Below are 18,153 nucleotides of genomic sequence, written 5' to 3'. Positions count from 1 at the left end.
GAGTTTTGCCTCGCCGTACGGTCTGTACTCACGTAGACCATTGTCGAGAGCGGGAGTACACGGTGAGTCAGTTGTTACGAGTGCAGAATTTCAGCATTTCCAGTGACGGAATAGCGTGCGGTCCGGACCAAAGCTTCGAGAGCCCGTTCGGCCTCGACCACGGTGAAATGTTTGCGTGGGCGGGAGCTACGGCCAGCTGGCCCAATCGCACCGATCCCGGCGGCAGCCGAGGCCTCGACGACTACTTCACCCGGGACTTCTCCAACAACATCGGTGCCGAAATCATGGGCCGCAACAAGTTCGGCCCTTACCGCGGTCCGTGGGAGAATCTCGAGTGGCAGGGCTGGTGGGGCGACGAGCCGCCGTTCCACACCCCGGTTTTTGTCTTGACCCACCACGTGCGGCCCTCGTTCACGCTCTCGGACACGACATTCCACTTCGTCGACGCCGACCCGGCGACGGCTCTCGCGCAGGCACGCGAGGCAGCACAAGGCAAGGACGTTCGGCTCGGTGGCGGAGTCAGCACCATCCGGCAATTCCTCGACGCAGACCTTGTCGACGCCATGCACGTGGTGGTCTGCCCGATCGAATTCGGATCAGGTCTGCGGCTGTGGGAGTCACCCGACGAGTTACGAGATCGCTTCAACCTCGAAATAGTGCCGAGCCCGAGCGGCGTGACGCACCACTTGTTCTGGCGAAAGTGACCTGTTGGGGCAGCTCCGGAAAACTGAAGCTGCCCCATCGGTCACGCCCTAGGCTCCGGTCTCGACCTGGCGCCCCGACTGGTACCACGCCATCGTTCCACCGGCCACCGAAACCGCATTGATGCCGCGAGCCTGCAAATACTCTGCCGCTTGCAAGCTACGGCCACCGACAGCGCAGATGACGTAAACGGTTTCGGCGTCTGGAATCTCGCCCACGCGAGCGACGAACTCGCTGAGCGGAATGAGCGTCGCACCCGGAACTCGAACCTGAGCGAACTCGTCGGCCTCACGGACGTCGATCAACGGCTCACCCGCTGCCAAAGCCGTGTCCAGTGCATTCAAATCGACTTCCAACATTTTTTCTGCGCCCGCCTTCATGTTCGCTGCTGTCCGAATAGACGGTACTCGCGCGCGTTCCTCCGACTCCCCTTGCGATCTGACAATGACCAATACCGTCCCCGGAAAGTCCGGTTTTCGGCGTCGTCCACGGTGTGGAAAGTGCTCCTGCTGATCGCCGTCTACCTGGCCTTCTATCTTGCGGTCGGGCAGGTAACCTCCCGTGTTTTTGCAGAGCAGATCGAGACGGACAACGTCGTCGCGAGCGCCTCCAGCATCATCATCGGCGCCGCAGCCGTCACCTCTCTACTCACGGTCCGCTTGGTCGTCTTCGGGGTAATCGCCATCTTTCTCATCCGGGATCGAATCGGCGAAGAACGGCCCACACGCGTCTCGGCCTGACCGACCACGACCGTACAAGACATACTTGTGCCCATGCCTTCTCGAACCACATACTCGATCGCCGTCGTGACTGCATCGTGTGTACTGGCGCTCTCGGGTGCCGTCACTCATGCCACCGCGGGGGTTCCGGCTACTCCCGACGTGTCTGCGACCGAGACCGTCGTACAGCAGTCGGTCAGTGAGATATTCGCGAATACCGGTTCCCACGAGGTCACCGAGGAATCGGTGACGGGGTATCAGCTCTTCTATCCCACCGATATCGCCACAGTCGAGGAACGGCATCCCGTCGTCACCTTCGGCAACGGCAGCTATGCGACTTACGAGGAGTACGAAGCGCTCCTGCAGCATCTCGCTTCTTGGGGTTTTGTCGTTGTGGTGGCCGACAGCAGCGTCACCGGCGACGGTACCGAGATCTTGGGAGCTGCCCAGTACGTCGTCGATCAGGACACCAACGCGGAAAGCATCTTTCACCAGCGGATCGACACTGACAACATTGCCTCGGTCGGGCACTCCCAGGGCGCCGGTGGCGCGATCAACGCGGCAACCCAGTCCGCGAATCTGATCACCGCCACGGCGGTACTCGATTTGCCTGATCCGTGGTGGGCCTCGCGACCTGTCGACGTGATCGACGTGGCCCAGTTGACCGGACCGACGTTCTTCATGACCGGCGCCGACGACCCGGTCTCCACCGCCGATCCGCAAGCTGAGTACTTCGACAAAACCACTGGGCCGGCCGTCCGCGGCAGACTGCTTGGAGTCAGCCACAATTGGGCCGCAGACGGTGAAGGATTTCGTGGCTACCTCACCGCGTGGCTGAGGTTCACCCTCAGCGGTGACCAGACTGCGGCCCAGGCATTTGTCGGCGACTCGGCGGAAATTCTCACCGATTCCCATTGGGACCGGCAAGCCGTCAAGGGTTTGTGATGACGATCTTGCCGTAGGCCTGCCCTGATTTCTGTTGCTCGAACGCGTCAGCGAGGCGGTCGAGGCTGTAGGAAGAATCGATGACGAGGCTGTGGACAGAGCGTCCCGTGATCACATGCCAACTGCTGACTACAGCCTCAGCCCGCCTGGCACCTGGATTCGGTTCACAGCCCGGCCTCGAGTTCCGCGGCCCTCCGCAAGTCATCAGCAAGTTCCGGTCCACCGATCCCCGTCTGCCCCACACGAACCAACAGTTCTCGGGCCAGATCCAGCTCACCCTGGCGGACCGCCACGTCGGCCCGCAGCACCAGTAACTTCACGAGCTGCACGGCAGTCGGCTCCTCGTCGCTGCGATGAAGTGCCCGGTCGAGGACCTTCACCGCCAGATCAAGGTCCTGCTTGGAATCGGCGAACAGAGAGCCCATATGAATCGCCCGATCGAACGTCTCCTGCGGCAACGGCCTGTGCCGTTGATCCTCACTGATCGGCTGGGCGATCTGGATGGTGTTCCCACCGGGATCGGTCATTAGGAACTGACGGACCCCGTAGCTCATATCCTTCAACGCACCCACCCGCGGTACCCCCTGCGTGGGCACTGACCCGAAGGTCTCCTCCAGTCCCTGTATGAAGATCGCGTACAGGTAGTCGACGTCATCGGTGTTGACCAGGCAGCCATGCGAGGAGGACACCGGATTGAAATCTTTGTCTCCGTAGAAGTTCAGCTCGATACCCCCACGCTGCACGGTCAGAAACTGGTACGGCGCACTCTGCCGGAACGTGATCTCAAACCCCAAAGCAGTGTAGAAATCGGCCACCGGATCAATCGAGCGGGCCATCAGCGCGGGAATCGTCTTCTCAGTCATGCACCCGACGATAAGGATCGAATCCCCCTCGCGCACATAAAAGTGAGAACCCCAACTTTCCCTGGTCATCCGCTGATCAGCGCTATCTAGAGGACTCCGGTAGCGCCGACCACTACATCAACAATTCGTCGATTGGCAGCATCTGTTCGGATTGGTACGTAGACCAAGAGATTTGGTCGGATATCCTCGGGCAGAGCGTGATCCACAGGTTTCAGGCCGCCGGTTGCTGCGTCGAATCGCCTCACCGTTGGTAGCTGAATTCGACGGATTACTGGGGGTTCCCCTGCGCCGCGAGATATGCGGCCCAACTGGTGTCCGCATACTGGGCCCACTTGTGCGCCGTCTTAGGAGCGATACCGAAGAGATCGCTGACGACGACGGCGTCGAGGTGGGTGACGTTGGCGATCATTGCCGAGTTCCGAGCAGCGCGGGTGGGCAGCCCGTGCTGTTTCAGCTGACGCCACAGAACTTACATCAGATGCTTGTCACCGCGCCTGTCGAAATTCGTGAGAAGTACCGGCAGTTGAAGGAGAAGAAGCTGTTCACCGCCCTGGCGATGTGTCGGCCTGCCGCCAAGAGAGGCATCGGCGGAGTGGTACCGACTGCCCTGAAATACCTGGCAAAGCGGCATCAGTACCTCACCGCTCAAGCAGAAGACGTGCTGGTTCAGATTCGGGACCTGGTCGCGGCGGCGAATCCGACGTTGTTGTTGGCGAAGGGGGTCGGCCCCTCGACGGCGGCGCAGTTGCTGATCACTGCGGGTGGCAACCCGGAGCGGCTTCGCAGGGAAGCGTCGTTCGCTGCGTTGTGTGGGACTGCTCCTGTTCCGGCGTCGTCGGGAAAGACCGTCCGCTATCGGCTATCTCGTGGTGGTGATCGGGATGCGAATTGCGCGCTACACACGATTGCATTGGTGCGCATCGTACTCGTGAGGTCGTTGTTGCCCACCGAGCCAACGGCAGGCAAACCTCCGGACTTATCCGGATTTGAAAGCGTGCGATTGCGCGGGAGGTCTTCCAGCATCTCAACCATCCATTCGCCGTTGCCGGGATTGATCCAGCGCAACACCTTCATTCGGAGGTTGTCGTGACGGTTCCGTGTGCGACGAGGATCGCTGTGCTCATGGAGTTCCCGTTCGAATCGAAAGCGCTTTGGGTTCAGCGCATTTGGGTCCGCGGCCATGTTCAGCCGCGACATATTCACCAATGAGGCAGCTGACGGTCGCTGCGGTTGGTGAATCGATCGCCACTCAAGCGACAACATTAGGGACGATTGTGACCCGCGCCACATGTTCGGAGGTCAGAGTTCGGTCTCGCCTTTGTCCTCTCGGCACAAAACTGTCCTTGTCCTCTCGGCACAAATCGGTGGCCGGAATCCGGCGTTAACGGAAGTCTCGCGATTTGGCCGTGACTCGCAGATCCATCAGCTGCATCCGGTCTGCCACGACGGTGACAGCGCCTTCTGCATTTTGCACCTTTCCTCGAATAAGCAACGCCGGCGCCGTATTTGCCAGTTTTCGATACTTTGCCCACAACCCCACCGAACACACGACGTTGACCATGCCGGTTTCGTCCTCGAGGTTGATGAACGTGACGCCCGCAGCTGTGGCCGGACGCTGCCGGTGTGTGACAGCTCCCCCCACCAGCACACGGTCACCGTCCGGGATGTCGAGAAGTCTCGAAGCCGGCACCACGCCGAGCGCGTCCAGCTGTGGGCGGAGGAATTGTGTCGGATAGGTGTCGGGAGATACTCCCGTCGCCCAGACATCCGCCGCCGCCAATTCGACGTCGCTCATGCCGGGCAAGGTGGGAGCTGTGACCGACGCACCGATACCGGGCAAGCGGTCGGGGCGCTCCCCCGCCGCAGCGCCCGCTGCCCACAGCGCTTCTCTACGTGAGATACCGAAGCTGGCTAGCGCACCGGCGGTCGCCAGCGATTCAGCTTGTGCGGTAGTCAGTTCCACCCGCCCGGTCAGATCGAGAAACGACGTGAACGGTCCACCGAGGTCGCGCTGTTCGACGATCTTCTCGGCCAGTGCATCGCCGATGTTGCGCACCTCCCCCAATCCCAGCCGAACCTCGAATCCACCTGCCTCGACGGTGGCGTGTGCGAGGCTGACGTTGATATCGGCACCGTGTACCTGCACTCCGTGCCTGCGCGCATCGGCAACCAGGGACTGTGGTGAGTAGAAACCCATGGGCTGCGCGCGCAGAAGCCCGGCGCAGAACGCAGCGGGGTGATGGAGTTTGAACCACGAGGAGTAGAAGACCAGCGCGGCGAAACTCTGTGAATGGCTTTCCGGGAAACCGAAATTGGCAAACGCATAGAGCTTTTCGTAGATCCGGTCGGCAACCTCGTCGCCGATGCCGTGTAGGTCTCGCATGCCCTGGTACAGCCTCGCCCGCAGTTGCTCCATCTTCTCGGTCGAGCGTTTCGATCCCATTGCCCGACGCAATTGGTCGGCCTCGGACGGTGTGAAACCCGCAACGTCGACGGCCATCTGCATCAACTGTTCTTGGAACAGCGGAACTCCCAGCGTGCGTTCGAGTGCCTTCTCGAGCGATGGATGGTCGTAGGACACAGGTTCGAGTTTGTTGCGCCGACGAATGTACGGATGCACTGATCCGCCTTGGATCGGCCCCGGACGGATGAGCGCGACTTCGACCACCAGGTCGTAGAAGTTTCGAGGCTTCAGACGCGGCAGTGTCGCCATCTGCGCACGTGATTCCACTTGGAACACCCCCACCGAATCTGCCCGCTGCAGCATCTCGTACACCGCTGTTTCCGACAGATCGAGTTGCGCCAGATCGACTGTGATGCCTTTGTGCTCGGCCACGAGATCCATCATGTAGTGCAAAGCGGAGAGCATGCCGAGGCCGAGCAGATCGAACTTGACCAGCCCAGCGGCAGCACAATCATCCTTGTCCCATTGCAGGACACTGCGATTGGCCATCCGCGCCCACTCCACCGGGCAGACGTCGGCGATGGGACGATCGCAGATGACCATGCCGCCTGAGTGGATGCCCAGGTGCCGCGGATAGCCTTCGATTTGCGCCGCCAGTTCGAGTACCGGACGCGGAATATCGGTATCCGCGTTCTTGTCGATACCACCCCACCGGCCGACCTGCTTACTCCACGCATCTTGCTGGCCCTGCGAAAAGCCCAGCGCCCGAGCCATGTCCCGCACCGACGACTTTCCTCGATAGGTGATGACATTGGCGACCTGCGCGGCGTACGTACGCCCGTACTTCGCGTACACGTGCTGGATCGCCTCTTCCCTGCGGTCGGACTCGATGTCCACGTCGATGTCGGGCGGGCCGTCACGTTCGGGCGCAAGAAACCTCTCGAACAGCAATTTGTTGCGAACCGGATCGACATTGGTGATGCCGATCGCGTAACACACCGCCGAGTTCGCGGCGGAACCTCTTCCTTGACAGAGGATGTCGTTGTTCTTACAGAACGAGACGATGTCATGTACCACCAGGAAGTATCCGGGAAAATTCAAACCCGCGATGATGGCAAGCTCGTGTTCGAGTTGTTTGTATGCCTTCGGTGCACTTTCCGGTGGACCGTAGCGTTCCATTGCCCCCAACATGGTGAGCTCACGCAACCACGACGCCTCGGTATGACCGGCGGGAACGTCGAACGGTGGCAATTTGGGTGCAATGAGCTTGAGATCGAAAGCGCACTCGCGTCCCAGATCGGCGGCGCCACTGACTGCCTCGGGATAGAGCGAGAACAGTGTCGCCATCTCCGCGCCGGACCGCAGGTGCGCTCCGCCGGTAGGGGCCAACCATCCGGCCGCCTCGTCCAAACTTTGACGCGATCGCACAGCTGCCATCGCCATGGCGAGGCGTCGACGCGGCGGAGCGGCGAAGTGCGCGGCGGTGGTCGCCACCGTACGTAATCCACGCTCTCTCGCCAGTTCGGCCAGAACTGCATTGCGCTCGTCGTCCTCCGCCAACCCATGATGGGTGAGCTCCACCGACACTCGCCCTGCCCCGAAACGCTCGACCAGATCCTGCAAGGCCTCCGCCGCAGCTTCGCGACCACCCGACGTCAAGGCTTGCCGCACATGACCTTTGCGGCACCCGGTCAGGATCTGCCAGTGCCCACCGGCCGCTTCGGTCAGCACGTCGTAGTTGTACTGCAGTTTGCCCTTCTCACCGCCGGCCAAATGCGCGGTAGCGATCTCCCGAGAGAGCCGGCGATACCCTTCCTGCCCACGGGCAAGTACCAGGAGGTGCGTTCCACCGGGATCAGCCGACCCGGTTCTGGGTACCGAATCCAGAGACAACTCGGCCCCGAACACGGTGCGCATTCCCCATTCACGTGCGGCTTCCGCAAACCTCACCACGCCGTAGAACCCGTCGTGATCCGTGACGGCGATAGCTTCGAGTCCGAGACGCACTGCTTCCTCGACCAGCTCTTCCGGCGGCGATGCGCCGTCGAGGAAACTGAAGGCCGAGTGAGCGTGCAACTCTGCATAAGGAACCACGCCGGTGCCACGGGTGAGCTCACCTGCGTGGTACTCGCCGCGCTTTCGCGACCAGGCGGGGCTGTCACTTCCATCGCCGGGGAACAAATCCTCATGTTCCACGCGGCCGGGCCGCCCTGAAAGCACCCGTTCCATCTCGGACCACGTCGGCGGCCCATTTCCCCAACCCACACTGACCTCGCACCTGATCGAGCCGGCCGTCACGGACGACCGACTGCTCGAGGATGCCGAAAGGGAAGACGCACCACATGCATCGAACTGATGTTCGATGCAGATTAAGTCTGACAGGTCACTCACTCGCAGTCAACAGAGCGAATCTCAACCCTCACCGTCTCGTCACATTCAGATGTACGCATGTCTGCACTCCGTTCACTTTGGAACCAGACCATTAGCGGCGTTCATCATCTCCATCCACACTGTTTCCAGGAGTGCTACTAGTATGTCGTTCTCGCGCAACACACGTAGGTTGACGGCCGTCGCCGGCGCCGTCGCCGTTCTGGCCGCTGCCGGCTGCAGCAGCAGTGCCGACGAGGCCACAGGCTCGAACGGCACGACCGTCGATCGCGCCTCGACCGGCGAACTGTCCTCGAACGGTGGTGCTCGTCGCATCGACGGTGATCAGTCGGCCGCAGTGCGCGACGCCGTCAACGCTTCCGGCGCGAAGAACGTCATTCTCTTGATCGGCGACGGCATGGGCGACTCGGAGATCACGGCCGCGCGCAACTACGCCGAGGGCGCTGCCGGCAGCTTCCCCGGTCTCGACGCCCTGCCGATCACCGGCCAGTACACGCACTACGCACTGACCAAGGACGGCAAGCCCGACTACGTCACCGACTCCGCAGCCAGCGGATCGGCGTGGTCCACCGGCACCAAGACCTACAACGGCGCGATTTCCGTCGACATCAAGGGTCAGGCCCAGTCGACCGTCCTCGAGATCGCCAAGGCGAACGGCAAGGCCACCGGCAACGTCTCCACCGCCGAGGTGCAGGACGCCACCCCCGCAGTGCAAGTCGCGCACGTCAGTGGCCGCAAGTGCTACGGACCGGAGGCGACGTCCAAGTCCTGCCCGGAGAACGCCCTCGAGAACGGCGGCAAGGGATCGATCAGCGAACAGCTCCTCGACACCCGCGCCGACGTCACCTTTGCCGGTGGCGCCAAGTCCTTCGCCGAGACTGCAAAAGCCGGTGACTGGCAAGGCAAGACGCTCAACGAGCAGGCCGCAGCCCGCGGCTACCAGCTGGTGAAGAACGCCGCCGAGATGAACGAGGTCGGCAAAGCCGATCAGGATGCGCCCGTGCTCGGCCTGTTCGCCGAGGGCAACATGCCCGTCCGCTGGGAAGGATCCGTCGCCACCCGTGACGGCTACCTGCAGCCCGCCGAAACCTGCGTCGACAACCCCAAGCGAACCTCCGACGTACCGAAGCTCGCGGACATGACTCAGAAGGCCATCGATCTACTGAAGGTCAACGACAACGGTTTCTTCCTCCAAGTCGAAGGTGCCTCGATCGACAAGCAGGATCACGCAGCCAACGCGTGCGGCCAGATCGGTGAAACCGTCGACCTCGACGAAGCGGTGCAGAAGGCACTCGAATTCGCGAAGACCGACGGAGAAACCCTGGTCATCGTCACAGCCGACCACGCTCACACCAGTCAGATCGTCACCAACGTCAGCGCCGACGACATCGCCAGCATCGCCAAGGACCAGAACATCCCGGCCGAGCGCGCCCAGGAAATCGTCTACCCCGGCCTGACCCGCAAGCTGACCACCAAGGACGGCTCGGAGATGACGATCAGCTACGGAACGTCCGAAGATCCGGCCGTCGAGTCCGAAGGACATACCGGAACTCAGTTGCGCGTAGCAGCTTTCGGCCCCCATGCGGCCAACGTCAGTGGCCTCACGGATCAGACCGATCTGTTCTTCACGATGACCGACGCGCTGGGTCTCGACCGTTCCAAGGTCGCAGCGCACTGACCTGAGAAACACCCGACCCGGTAATTCCTGGGTCCAGTCACACCAGAGCGGCCAAGGCGCGCACCCGATCTTCGGGTGCGCGCTTCGGACAACTGGTGCACTTGCCTTCACCGGGCACCTCGTAGATCAGGCAGCACGACGCCCGCTGCGTGAATCTGCGCCGCCCGGATGCCACCGTCATCAATGGATTACCAACGCGTACAACACTTTCGTTGCGGTCGACATCGACGAAACGCGGTGCGGGAATGCCCGGGTTCTCACCGCGGAGAACATCGATCAGACCGGCAGCAAATGCACTTCCGCGCTCCCGCGCGCTACCGGCTGCGTCAAGGCTGCGATTGGCGATGGAGTCCGTCGTGATCGCCCACAGCGCCTGCTGCCGAACGCCGGACACGTCGGCGAGTACCTCGATCACGGGACCGAGCGAGGCGAACATCGCGCGACCCAACTCCGCCACACTCTGCGAGATCGGGATGACCGAACCGGCAGCAAACCCGCCCAGATAACCGTTGTCACGCAGGAAGATCCGTCCACCATCCAGCGACGGATCGGCCGCGAACCCGGTAACCATTCCGGTTCCGATCGGAATGCCAGTCAACGTGGAACTGGCCGAGTACCACCACAACGTGCCGTTCACTCGAACGTCCGCACTCCCCCATCGCCTGGCCGTGTCGGCGACGCGAGCTGCCAACCACTGGGGGTCGGTCATCAACACCGCGGGCACCGTATCCGGATATGCGGTCAGGTCGTCGAAGAACGGCACAGCTGCTGCCATACGGGCGTAGATCCCGGCTATCGATTCCGTCATGCCAGCCCCAATATCTCCATCCGCGGGCGTACTCCGCGTTCGACTCGCGCCCTGATACCGAAAACCTCGGCCAACAACGGCTCGTCCAACACCTCGACGGTAGACCCACACGCGCGGAGTTCACCATCGGTGAGCACGGCAAGGTTGTCGCAGTACTCGACTGCCAACCGTAGATCGTGCATCGTGACCACAACCGCGATCCCCGCCGAAGCAAGCTCGGCCAGCAGTTCCATCACGATCAGCTGGTGTCGAAGATCGAGATGATTGGTCGGCTCGTCCAACAGCAGAACCTTGGGCTCCTGAGCCAACGCGCGAGCTATCGAGACACGTTGCCGCTCACCACCCGACAGGGTCGACACGTCTCGTCCGGCAAGCTCGACCAAACCGACCTGTTCGATGCACCGATCCACGATGGCGGTATCGCGCTCCGTGCTTCGGTCCAACCAGCTGCGGTGCGGAGTTCGTCCGAGTGCGATCGACTCACGAACCGAAAGACCGGCCGAGACAGTAGGTTCCTGGACGCTCGCCGAGATGGTTTTGGCGATGTCCTTGCGCGAGAGCGTCGTCGAGTCGGTCTGATCGATCAGAACTGCGCCACTTGTTGGCGTCAAAGCGTTGTAACAGCAGCGCAGTGCCGTCGTCTTGCCACTGCCGTTCGGCCCGACCAAGCCCAACACTTCTCCGGGGGAGACCGCAAAAGTAATGCCGCGCAAGACTTCGCGGTTGCCGAGCCTCGCCCGGGTCTCGACGAGCTCGAGCAGAGGCGCAGCTTCGGTGCCCTTCGTGAGTGTCACTGTTCGAGCCTCCGATACTGCCGATAGAGCATCCAGACGAAGATCGGCGCACCGACGAGGGCAGTGATCACCCCGACCGGGACTTCAGTGGATTGCGCTACTGACCGCGCAGCGGTATCTGCGGCAACCATGGCGACAGCGCCCAGCAGAGCTGCGGCAGGGAGAAGTCGAATTGCTCTGGTGCCGACGATGAAGCCGGCCAGATGTGGGATCAGCAGACCGATGAATCCGATTCCACCGGCAACGCTGACTGCCGCGCCGGCCAGTACGGAGACCGCAAGCAAGGACAACACACGGAACCTTCTGACGTTCATACCGAGCGCAGCAGCCCCGTCGTCACCGGTCTGCAAGACGTCCATCCATTGCGAACTGAACAGAAGCGCGGCACCGACGACGACCAGCGCCATCGTCGGGAAGATCAGCGTCGACCATCGCGCATCTCCGAATCCGCCGGCAATCCAGTGCATCACCGACGTCACGTGCCGATCATCGGCCAACACCAGGATGCAAAAGGTGATGAGCGCCGAGAATATCTGGGCGAGCGCGACACCCACCAAAATGATCGCGGTCGGCTGCGGATACCGGCCGCCGATCAGCAGCGCGAGGAACAACGGGATCATCGCCCCGACGAATGCTGCGACCGGAATCGTGAAAACCCCGAGGAGGCCGGCACCGAAACCCAGCACCGACACAAGCACCACCATGAATCCCGCACCCGACGAAACTCCGAGCAGATACGGGTCGGCAAGAGGATTTCGTGTGACAGCCTGAGCCACAGCCCCCGACATCGCCAAGGACGCACCCACCACCGCAGCCGTGAGAGCACGCGGTAGGCGAGAATCGATCACGATCGACTCCCTCGCCGCGGTCCACCACGTCTCGAAAGTCCCTGGCGCCAAACGGGCTCCGACTATCGCCCAGACATCACCGACGGGAATGCGAACCGATCCCAAAGAGACTGCCAACCCCAGTACGATCGCCAAGGCGACGGACAAGCCGACGAGCAGGGCACTGTACCCGTAACGCGTGCGAGTCACTTCGCCGCGTCAGCGCCCGGATGGAAGGCCGTCGCGATGGTCTGTGCCGAACGCACCAACCGCGAACTCTCGAACAGGTCCGCGAGAGGAACCACGACGAACCGGTTCTGCTGCACAGCAGGGGTGGTCGCCATCAACGGCTGGGCACGGAGGAAGTCGATCTTCTGCTCGGCTGTCTTGTCGCCGTAGTCGATGACCACGATCGCCTGGGGTGCACGCTCGGCAACAGCTTCCCACGATGCGTCGATGTAGGGCTTTGTCCCTTCGGCGAAGATGTTCGAGACACCGGAGTATTCCGCGACCAATTGACCGACGCCGACTCCGCCGATTGTCGTCGGAACCTGGTCACCGCTGTCGTAGAAGAAGGTCGGCACCGGCGCTGCGTCCCCGACCGAAGCGCGGACGGAATCGAGACCACTGCTGATCTCCTCGGCAACCTCGCGGGCCGAATCTTCGACGCCCAGGAGTCGACCGAGTTGTGTGTAGTCGTTCTCGAGCAATCCGATGTCGGGGAAACCGGTGCCACAGTATTCGGAGAACAGGAAGGTGTTGATTCCGCGCTCGCCGAAGGCGTCTCGTGAACGCCCTTGCTTCTCGTTGAAGGCACTGGTCATTCCTCCGACCACGAAGTCCGGATCGACGTCGAGGACCTGCTCCATGCTGGGGAAGGTGTCGGACAGGCTGGGAATCTTGTTGAACTGATCGGCGGTCTCCGCAGTTGGCGGGTTGTCGCTGTATGCCCGACCGACAATCCGATCACCCGCGCCGATCTCGATGAGGGCTTCGGTGACGTGTCCGTTCAAAGACACGATGCGCTGCGGCGGCGAATCGAAGGTCATCTCGCGATCGCAGTTGGTCACGGACACCGACTGTGCGAAGGATTCCGCAGCAGACGCGGACTCTGATTCCTGACCTTTGGAACAACCTGCCGAAACCAAGGCGACCGCTATGAGAACGGCGGCGGCGCGGGACGGGGAGAACTGAAGTGACACGGGGACCTCGTAAGGGCTCTGAGCCACGAATGAGAATCCGACAGACAACTCCGCCCGCACGCTGATCCTCGGCCAGAGCTCCTGCTGGACTTCCTTTTCGTAGACCACGACGAATGGATGTCGCACACCGCGCGGTGGGTAATCGGGCTTGCCGACGCTCGGCGACTACCGAGAATCGACCTACCGTTGCGGGTCAGCGCCGGATTCGGACCGGCTTCCCCCACACGCGTGGCTTGCAAGTGCTTCGAGCAGTATGCATGACGTTTCCGATTCAAGACCAAACGCCCACTACAGTCGATCTGGCCAGACGCCCCCACACACCGGAGTTGATACATGACACGCTGGGCCCAAACCGTCGTCGCCCGGAAATGGTGGGTACTGAGCCTCTCGGTTCTGATAGTTCTCATCAGTGGGGTGTGGGGACTCGGAGTGTTCGGCAAGCTCAGCCAGGGCGGATTCATCGATCCGGGCAGCGACTCCGCGAAGGTCGCCGACATCATCGAAGACAATCTCGGCCCACAGACCCCGGACATCATCGCGATCTATTCGCCCACAGGCGGTAACACTCTGGACGACATCGGGCCGGCAGTGACGGCCGCCGTCGACCAGTTCAAAACGGAAGTGCCGACGGCGTCGGTGAAGTCGTATTGGGGAACGGACGCGGCAGCCAAGGCGAGCCTGCTCTCGAACGACGGGTCTATGGGCGCCGTTGCGATCACGTTGGCACCGGACTCGGGAGTCACGCCGGCCACTTTCGCCGATCTCTTGCCGAAGCTCGAAGTCGAAGGCGCCGAGGCACAATTCGCGGGTAACACCGTCGTCGGCGTCGCTTTCAACACCAAGCTCGAGAAAGACCTGGTTGTCGCCGAGGCCATCGCCATTCCGATCACTCTGGTGCTGCTGGTCTTCATCTTCGGAGGCATCGTCGCCGCCGCGGTTCCGGTGTTCGTGGGTGTACTCAGTGTCCTGAGTGCATTGGCGGTTCTCCGAATCCTCACACTGATCACCGATGTGTCCTCGTTCTCGATCAACGTCGCTTCACTTCTCGGGTTGGGACTGGCGATCGACTACGGGCTGTTCGTGGTCGGTCGGTTCCGAGAAGAACTGAATTCGGGCTCGGATCCGGGAGCTGCTGCCCAGCGAACGGTTCTGACGGCAGGTCGTACCGTCATGTTCTCGGGTCTACTGCTGATCTGTGCGTTCAGCGGCATGCTCGTTTTCCCCCAGGCCGTCATCCGGTCTCTGGGCTTCGGCGCGATCGCTGCGGTACTGAGCGCGGCCGTCCTGTCGCTGACCGCTGTGCCTGCGCTGCTTGCCATCCTGGGTCACCGCATCAACGCCCTGACGTGGCGCAAGGACGCGGCACAACGCGGCGAGGAACGCTCGCGCAAGTTCTGGGGCCGCGTCGTCACGTGGGTGATGAAGCGTCCGGTGGCGGTTTCGGTGACGATCGTCGCCGTGCTGCTCGTGATGGCCTCGCCTTTGCTCGGTGCCCGTCTCGGAGAGCTCTCGTACACCGCTCTGCCGGACAACGACCCCGCTCGCGTCGCGATGGACACGTTGGTCAGCGACTTCCCACAGACCGGAAACGGTGCGACGATGATTTTGCAGGCCGAGGATGGCAACACTCTCACCCCGGCCGAAGGTGCAGCGATCGCCGAGTCCGCCGGTCAGGTCGAGGGCATCGGTCAGGCAACCGTCGTAGCGAGCACCAATCAACTCATCGCGGTTCAGGCTCTGTACAGCGAGGGTTCCACGCCCCAATCGCAGAGCGCCGCAGTCACGGATCTGCGCGCGATCTCTGCTCCCGACGGGACGGAATTGCTTGTGGGCGGCGGCCAAGCCATGGTCGACGACGGCAACAACGCCGTCCTGCACTGGCTACCGGTGATGGTGCTCATCATGGTCGGATCGACCTTGATCCTGTTGTTCCTTGCGTTCGGGTCGGTGGTCCTGCCCATCAAGGCGGTGCTGATGGCAGCCCTGAGCCTCGCGACCACCTTCGGCGTCCTGACCTTCGTCTTCCAGGATGGACACGGCGTCGAGCTCCTCGGGGTCAGTCAAACTCCTCTGGAGGCGACGTTTGTCGTGCTCATCCTCGCGGTCGTCTTCGGATTGTCCACGGACTACGAGGTTTTCCTGATGTCACGGATGGTCGAGGCCAAGAACGCGGGTGCGACGACAGAGGAAGCGGTCAAGTTCGGAACCGAGCGCACCGGCCGCATCGTGACGGCTGCCGCCTTACTCCTGATCGTGGTGACCGGAGCCTTCGCGATGTCCGGGCTGTCGGTGATGAAGTTCCTGGGCGTCGGCATGATCGTCGCACTGATCGTCGACGCGACCATCATCCGCATGTTGCTCGTACCCTCACTCGTGAAGTTGATGGGCGAAGCAAACTGGTGGGCTCCCGCGTGGATGAAAAAGGTTCACGCGAAGGTCGGCATCGGCCACTGATCTCGGGCCACTGATCGCGCACTAGTGGATTTCCCTGACCGGGCAGTCGTCCTCGAGGATGACTGCCCGATCGTCAGAATCGCTCCGCAGGGCGATGTTCTCCGAAGCTGATTTCGTCAGACTTGGAGCATGACAATTTTCGAATGGATCCTTGCAATCCCCGCTCTTGCGCTTGCCGTCGCGTTCTTGTTCTCCGGAATCATCACCGCGGGCATCGACTTCGACGCCGAGGACGGTGTCATGACGCACTGATGTTCGTTTCCCTCTAGCCGCCAATCTTACTTTGGAGTAAGTTACCGACTATGGCCACATACATCGTCACTGGCGGTACCGGATTTCTCGGACGAGCTGCACTGCCACTCCTGCTAGAGCGTGATGAAACTGCTCAGATCCACGTGCTGGTCAGAGCCGGTTCCGTCGCCAAACTCGAAGAACAGGTGTCGGCAATTCCCGGCAGCGATCGCGTGCATCCGCTCATTGGAGATCTGACCGAGCCTGGGCTGGGCATCGACTCTCCCCCGCTTGCCGACCACGTCCTTCACCTCGGCGCGATCTACGACATCACCGCCGGAGACGAGCAGGCTTCGACGAATGTCGAGGGCACACGCTCCGTGGTCGAACTTGCCGCACAGCTGGGAGCCACCCTTCATCACGTGTCATCAGTCGCAGTTGCGGGCGACTACCCGGGAACCTTCAGCGAAACCGATTTCGATTGCGGTCAAGGCTTTCCCACTCCGTACCACCGAACCAAATTCGAGGCGGAGAAAATCGTTCGAGAACGAGAAGGCCTCACCTGGCGTGTCTATCGCCCGTCGGCCGTGGTCGGTAACTCCGTCACCGGAGAGATGGACAAGATCGACGGTCCGTATTACTTGTTCCCCGGGCTGGCACTGCTCGCGAAACTACCCGCAGCACTCCCCGTCCCGATCCCCAACCTCGGCGCGACCAACGTGGTGCCGGTCGATTACGTGGCCGCCGCCCTCGTCGAATTGATGCACGTGCCCGGCCATGACGGTGAAGCATTTCATCTAGTGAATCCGAAACCTCAACCGGTACGCGAAATTTATGCCGGACTCGCCAAGGCCGCCGGAGCGCCGCGGCCCGCGCTCAGCCTGCCGGGCGTGATCGCCAAACCCTTCGTCTCGCCGTTGCCGATCGATTCGGCAGAATCGGCACGAAAGGTCTTCCTCGATCGCATCGGCATGCCTGCAGCATTACTCGACAACATGACGATGGCGCCGACATTCACCTCCGCGAGAACCGTTGCCGCCCTCGCCGGATCAGGACTGACGGTCCCCGAGTTCGGGTCGTACTCGACTGTGCTGTGGAAGTACTGGCGCGCAAGCCTCGATCCCAATCGCGCACGCCGCAACCATCCCGAAGGACCACTTGTCGGTCGGATAGTTCTGATCACCGGTGGCTCGTCCGGAATCGGCAAGGCCTCTGCCATCGCCGCCGCCCAGAAAGGCGCCACCGTTCTCCTGATCGCCCGGCGGGCCGACGAACTCGACGCCGCGGTACAGGAGATTCGATCAGCCGGGGGCAAGGCGTTCGGTTATCCCTGCGACATCACCGACGACGAGTCCGTCCAGCACACGATCAAAAGCGTTCTGACAGAACATGATCACGTGGACATGTTGGTAAACAACGCCGGCCGATCCATCCGGCGCGGCATTTACCACTCCACGGATCGTTTCCACGACTACGAACGAACGATGGCCGTGAACTACTTCGGCGCTGTGCGATTGGTGCTCGCGTTGTTGCCGACCATGCGTTCTCGCCGATTCGGCCACATCGTGAACATCAGCAGCGCGGGAGTTCAGGCGGCGACGCCCCGATTCTCGGCCTACGTGGCGAGCAAAGCTGCCCTGGACGGTTTCTCGGACGTAGCCGCCTCCGAAACCCTGGCGGACGGAATCACTTTCACGACCATCCACATGCCGCTGGTCGAAACGCCGATGATCGCTCCGACCGGCGAATACAACAACAGCCCGATCACCAGCCCGGAAAAAGCTGCGGCAATGGTGATCCGCGCACTGATCGACCGCCCCAAGCGCATCGACGTGCCACTAGGGACTTTGGGCGATCTGGGAACTCTGTTCGCACCGCACACCAAGGACCGGATTCTCAACCAGATGTACCAGGCCTTCCCCGATTCTCCGGCGGCAAAGGGGCAGGTAGACAAGGAAACTCCGGCAGACGATCCGGCAACACCGGCGCGACAGCACCATTCGCGCTCGCGCATCCGCAAACTCGGCCGACGTGCTGCCCGACTCGTGCCCGGGACACACTGGTGACAGGTGGTGTGACTTCGCCCCCGGAGCGCATTGGCAAGAGGAACGGACAAGAGGAACGGATCTGTGGGTTCA

At 61.9% G+C, this 18,153-nt stretch carries 17 protein-coding genes and 1 riboswitch; of the genes, 8 read left to right on the top strand and 9 right to left on the bottom strand.

Translation table 11 applies throughout. From position 1 onward, the window contains the following. Positions 1 to 62: 62 nt before the first annotated feature. Positions 63 to 704 (top strand): dihydrofolate reductase family protein, encoded by a 642-nt coding sequence (locus QM716_RS06635; RefSeq protein ID WP_283303332.1) that lies wholly within the window; start codon positions 63 to 65, stop codon positions 702 to 704. A 48-nt stretch (positions 705 to 752) separates the two neighbouring features. Here QM716_RS06635 and QM716_RS06630 read toward each other — a convergent pair whose 3' ends face one another. Beyond that, the gene (locus tag QM716_RS06630) at positions 753 to 1,061 is read right to left on the bottom strand and encodes a rhodanese-like domain-containing protein (RefSeq protein WP_230813203.1); all 309 of its coding nucleotides are present in this window, start codon (positions 1,059 to 1,061) and stop codon (positions 753 to 755) included. Positions 1,062 to 1,202: 141 nt separating this feature from the next. Here QM716_RS06630 and QM716_RS06625 point away from each other — a divergent pair, with 141 nt between their 5' ends. Together QM716_RS06625 and QM716_RS06620 are read left to right on the top strand one after the other, a co-directional pair. Then, positions 1,203 to 1,442 (top strand): hypothetical protein, encoded by a 240-nt coding sequence (locus tag QM716_RS06625; RefSeq protein ID WP_283303329.1) that lies wholly within the window; start codon positions 1,203 to 1,205, stop codon positions 1,440 to 1,442. A gap of 33 nt (positions 1,443 to 1,475) precedes the next feature. Beyond that, a complete protein-coding gene (locus QM716_RS06620; RefSeq protein ID WP_283303327.1) occupies positions 1,476 to 2,366 on the top strand; it encodes a poly(ethylene terephthalate) hydrolase family protein in 891 nt (296 codons plus the stop codon). Here the strand turns inward: QM716_RS06620 and QM716_RS29330 are convergent. From QM716_RS29330 to QM716_RS06610, 3 genes are all read right to left on the bottom strand, one after another. Then, entirely contained in the window at positions 2,353 to 2,571 is a 219-nt protein-coding gene (locus QM716_RS29330; protein WP_502941968.1) for a zinc-binding dehydrogenase, read from the bottom strand. The genes QM716_RS06620 and QM716_RS29330 overlap by 14 nt on opposite strands. Further along, a complete protein-coding gene (locus tag QM716_RS06615) occupies positions 2,531 to 3,229 on the bottom strand; it encodes a DUF8817 family protein (RefSeq protein WP_283303326.1) in 699 nt (232 codons plus the stop codon). Before QM716_RS06615 ends, QM716_RS29330 begins: the two co-directional genes overlap by 41 nt. A gap of 268 nt (positions 3,230 to 3,497) precedes the next feature. Continuing rightward, entirely contained in the window at positions 3,498 to 3,638 is a 141-nt protein-coding gene (locus tag QM716_RS06610; protein WP_283303324.1) for a hypothetical protein, read from the bottom strand. A 69-nt stretch (positions 3,639 to 3,707) separates the two neighbouring features. Here QM716_RS06610 and QM716_RS06605 point away from each other — a divergent pair, with 69 nt between their 5' ends. Continuing rightward, positions 3,708 to 4,319, top strand: a complete 612-nt coding sequence (locus tag QM716_RS06605; RefSeq protein ID WP_283303322.1) for a transposase — start codon at positions 3,708 to 3,710, stop codon at positions 4,317 to 4,319. A gap of 291 nt (positions 4,320 to 4,610) precedes the next feature. Here the strand turns inward: QM716_RS06605 and QM716_RS06600 are convergent, their stop codons facing one another. Continuing rightward, positions 4,611 to 7,898, bottom strand: a complete 3,288-nt coding sequence (locus QM716_RS06600; protein WP_283303320.1) for an error-prone DNA polymerase — start codon at positions 7,896 to 7,898, stop codon at positions 4,611 to 4,613. Between the two features lie 268 nt (positions 7,899 to 8,166). On the opposite strand from QM716_RS06600, the gene phoA reads away from it, so the two are divergent. Beyond that, complete coding sequence (gene phoA, locus QM716_RS06595; RefSeq protein WP_283303318.1) at positions 8,167 to 9,699, top strand: alkaline phosphatase; 1,533 nt, start codon at positions 8,167 to 8,169, stop codon at positions 9,697 to 9,699. Positions 9,700 to 9,736: 37 nt separating this feature from the next. On the opposite strand, the gene QM716_RS06590 is transcribed toward phoA, so the two are convergent. Genes QM716_RS06590 through QM716_RS06575 form a run of 4 tightly spaced genes read right to left on the bottom strand, consistent with a single transcriptional unit; the run spans position 9,737 to position 13,330 of the window. Beyond that, positions 9,737 to 10,507: a (2Fe-2S)-binding protein gene (locus QM716_RS06590; protein ID WP_283303317.1), complete on the bottom strand. Its 771-nt coding sequence runs from the start codon at positions 10,505 to 10,507 to the stop codon at positions 9,737 to 9,739. After that, positions 10,504 to 11,301, bottom strand: coding sequence for an ABC transporter ATP-binding protein (locus QM716_RS06585; RefSeq protein WP_283303315.1), 798 nt, complete (start codon positions 11,299 to 11,301; stop codon positions 10,504 to 10,506). The genes QM716_RS06590 and QM716_RS06585 overlap by 4 nt, the downstream gene beginning before the upstream one ends. After that, on the bottom strand, positions 11,298 to 12,338 hold the full coding sequence (locus tag QM716_RS06580; RefSeq protein WP_283303313.1) for a FecCD family ABC transporter permease: 1,041 nt from the start codon (positions 12,336 to 12,338) through the stop codon (positions 11,298 to 11,300). The genes QM716_RS06585 and QM716_RS06580 overlap by 4 nt, the downstream gene beginning before the upstream one ends. After that, entirely contained in the window at positions 12,335 to 13,330 is a 996-nt protein-coding gene (locus QM716_RS06575; RefSeq protein WP_283303962.1) for an ABC transporter substrate-binding protein, read from the bottom strand. The genes QM716_RS06580 and QM716_RS06575 overlap by 4 nt, the downstream gene beginning before the upstream one ends. A gap of 116 nt (positions 13,331 to 13,446) precedes the next feature. Further along, positions 13,447 to 13,594, bottom strand: a riboswitch (cobalamin riboswitch). 69 nt (positions 13,595 to 13,663) lie between these two features. Here QM716_RS06575 and QM716_RS06570 point away from each other — a divergent pair. From QM716_RS06570 to QM716_RS06560, 3 genes are all read left to right on the top strand, one after another. After that, entirely contained in the window at positions 13,664 to 15,784 is a 2,121-nt protein-coding gene (locus tag QM716_RS06570) for an MMPL family transporter (protein WP_283303311.1), read from the top strand. A gap of 129 nt (positions 15,785 to 15,913) precedes the next feature. After that, entirely contained in the window at positions 15,914 to 16,036 is a 123-nt protein-coding gene (locus QM716_RS06565; RefSeq protein WP_283303309.1) for a hypothetical protein, read from the top strand. Between the two features lie 50 nt (positions 16,037 to 16,086). Continuing rightward, the gene (locus tag QM716_RS06560) at positions 16,087 to 18,081 is read left to right on the top strand and encodes an SDR family oxidoreductase (protein ID WP_283303307.1); all 1,995 of its coding nucleotides are present in this window, start codon (positions 16,087 to 16,089) and stop codon (positions 18,079 to 18,081) included. Positions 18,082 to 18,153 lie beyond the last annotated feature (72 nt).

Source organism: Rhodococcus sp. IEGM 1409 (assembly GCF_030056735.1).
Classification (GTDB): domain Bacteria; phylum Actinomycetota; class Actinomycetes; order Mycobacteriales; family Mycobacteriaceae; genus Rhodococcus_F.
Note: the sequence above shows the minus strand (reverse complement) of the source record. Positions and strands in the feature narration are given on the sequence as shown.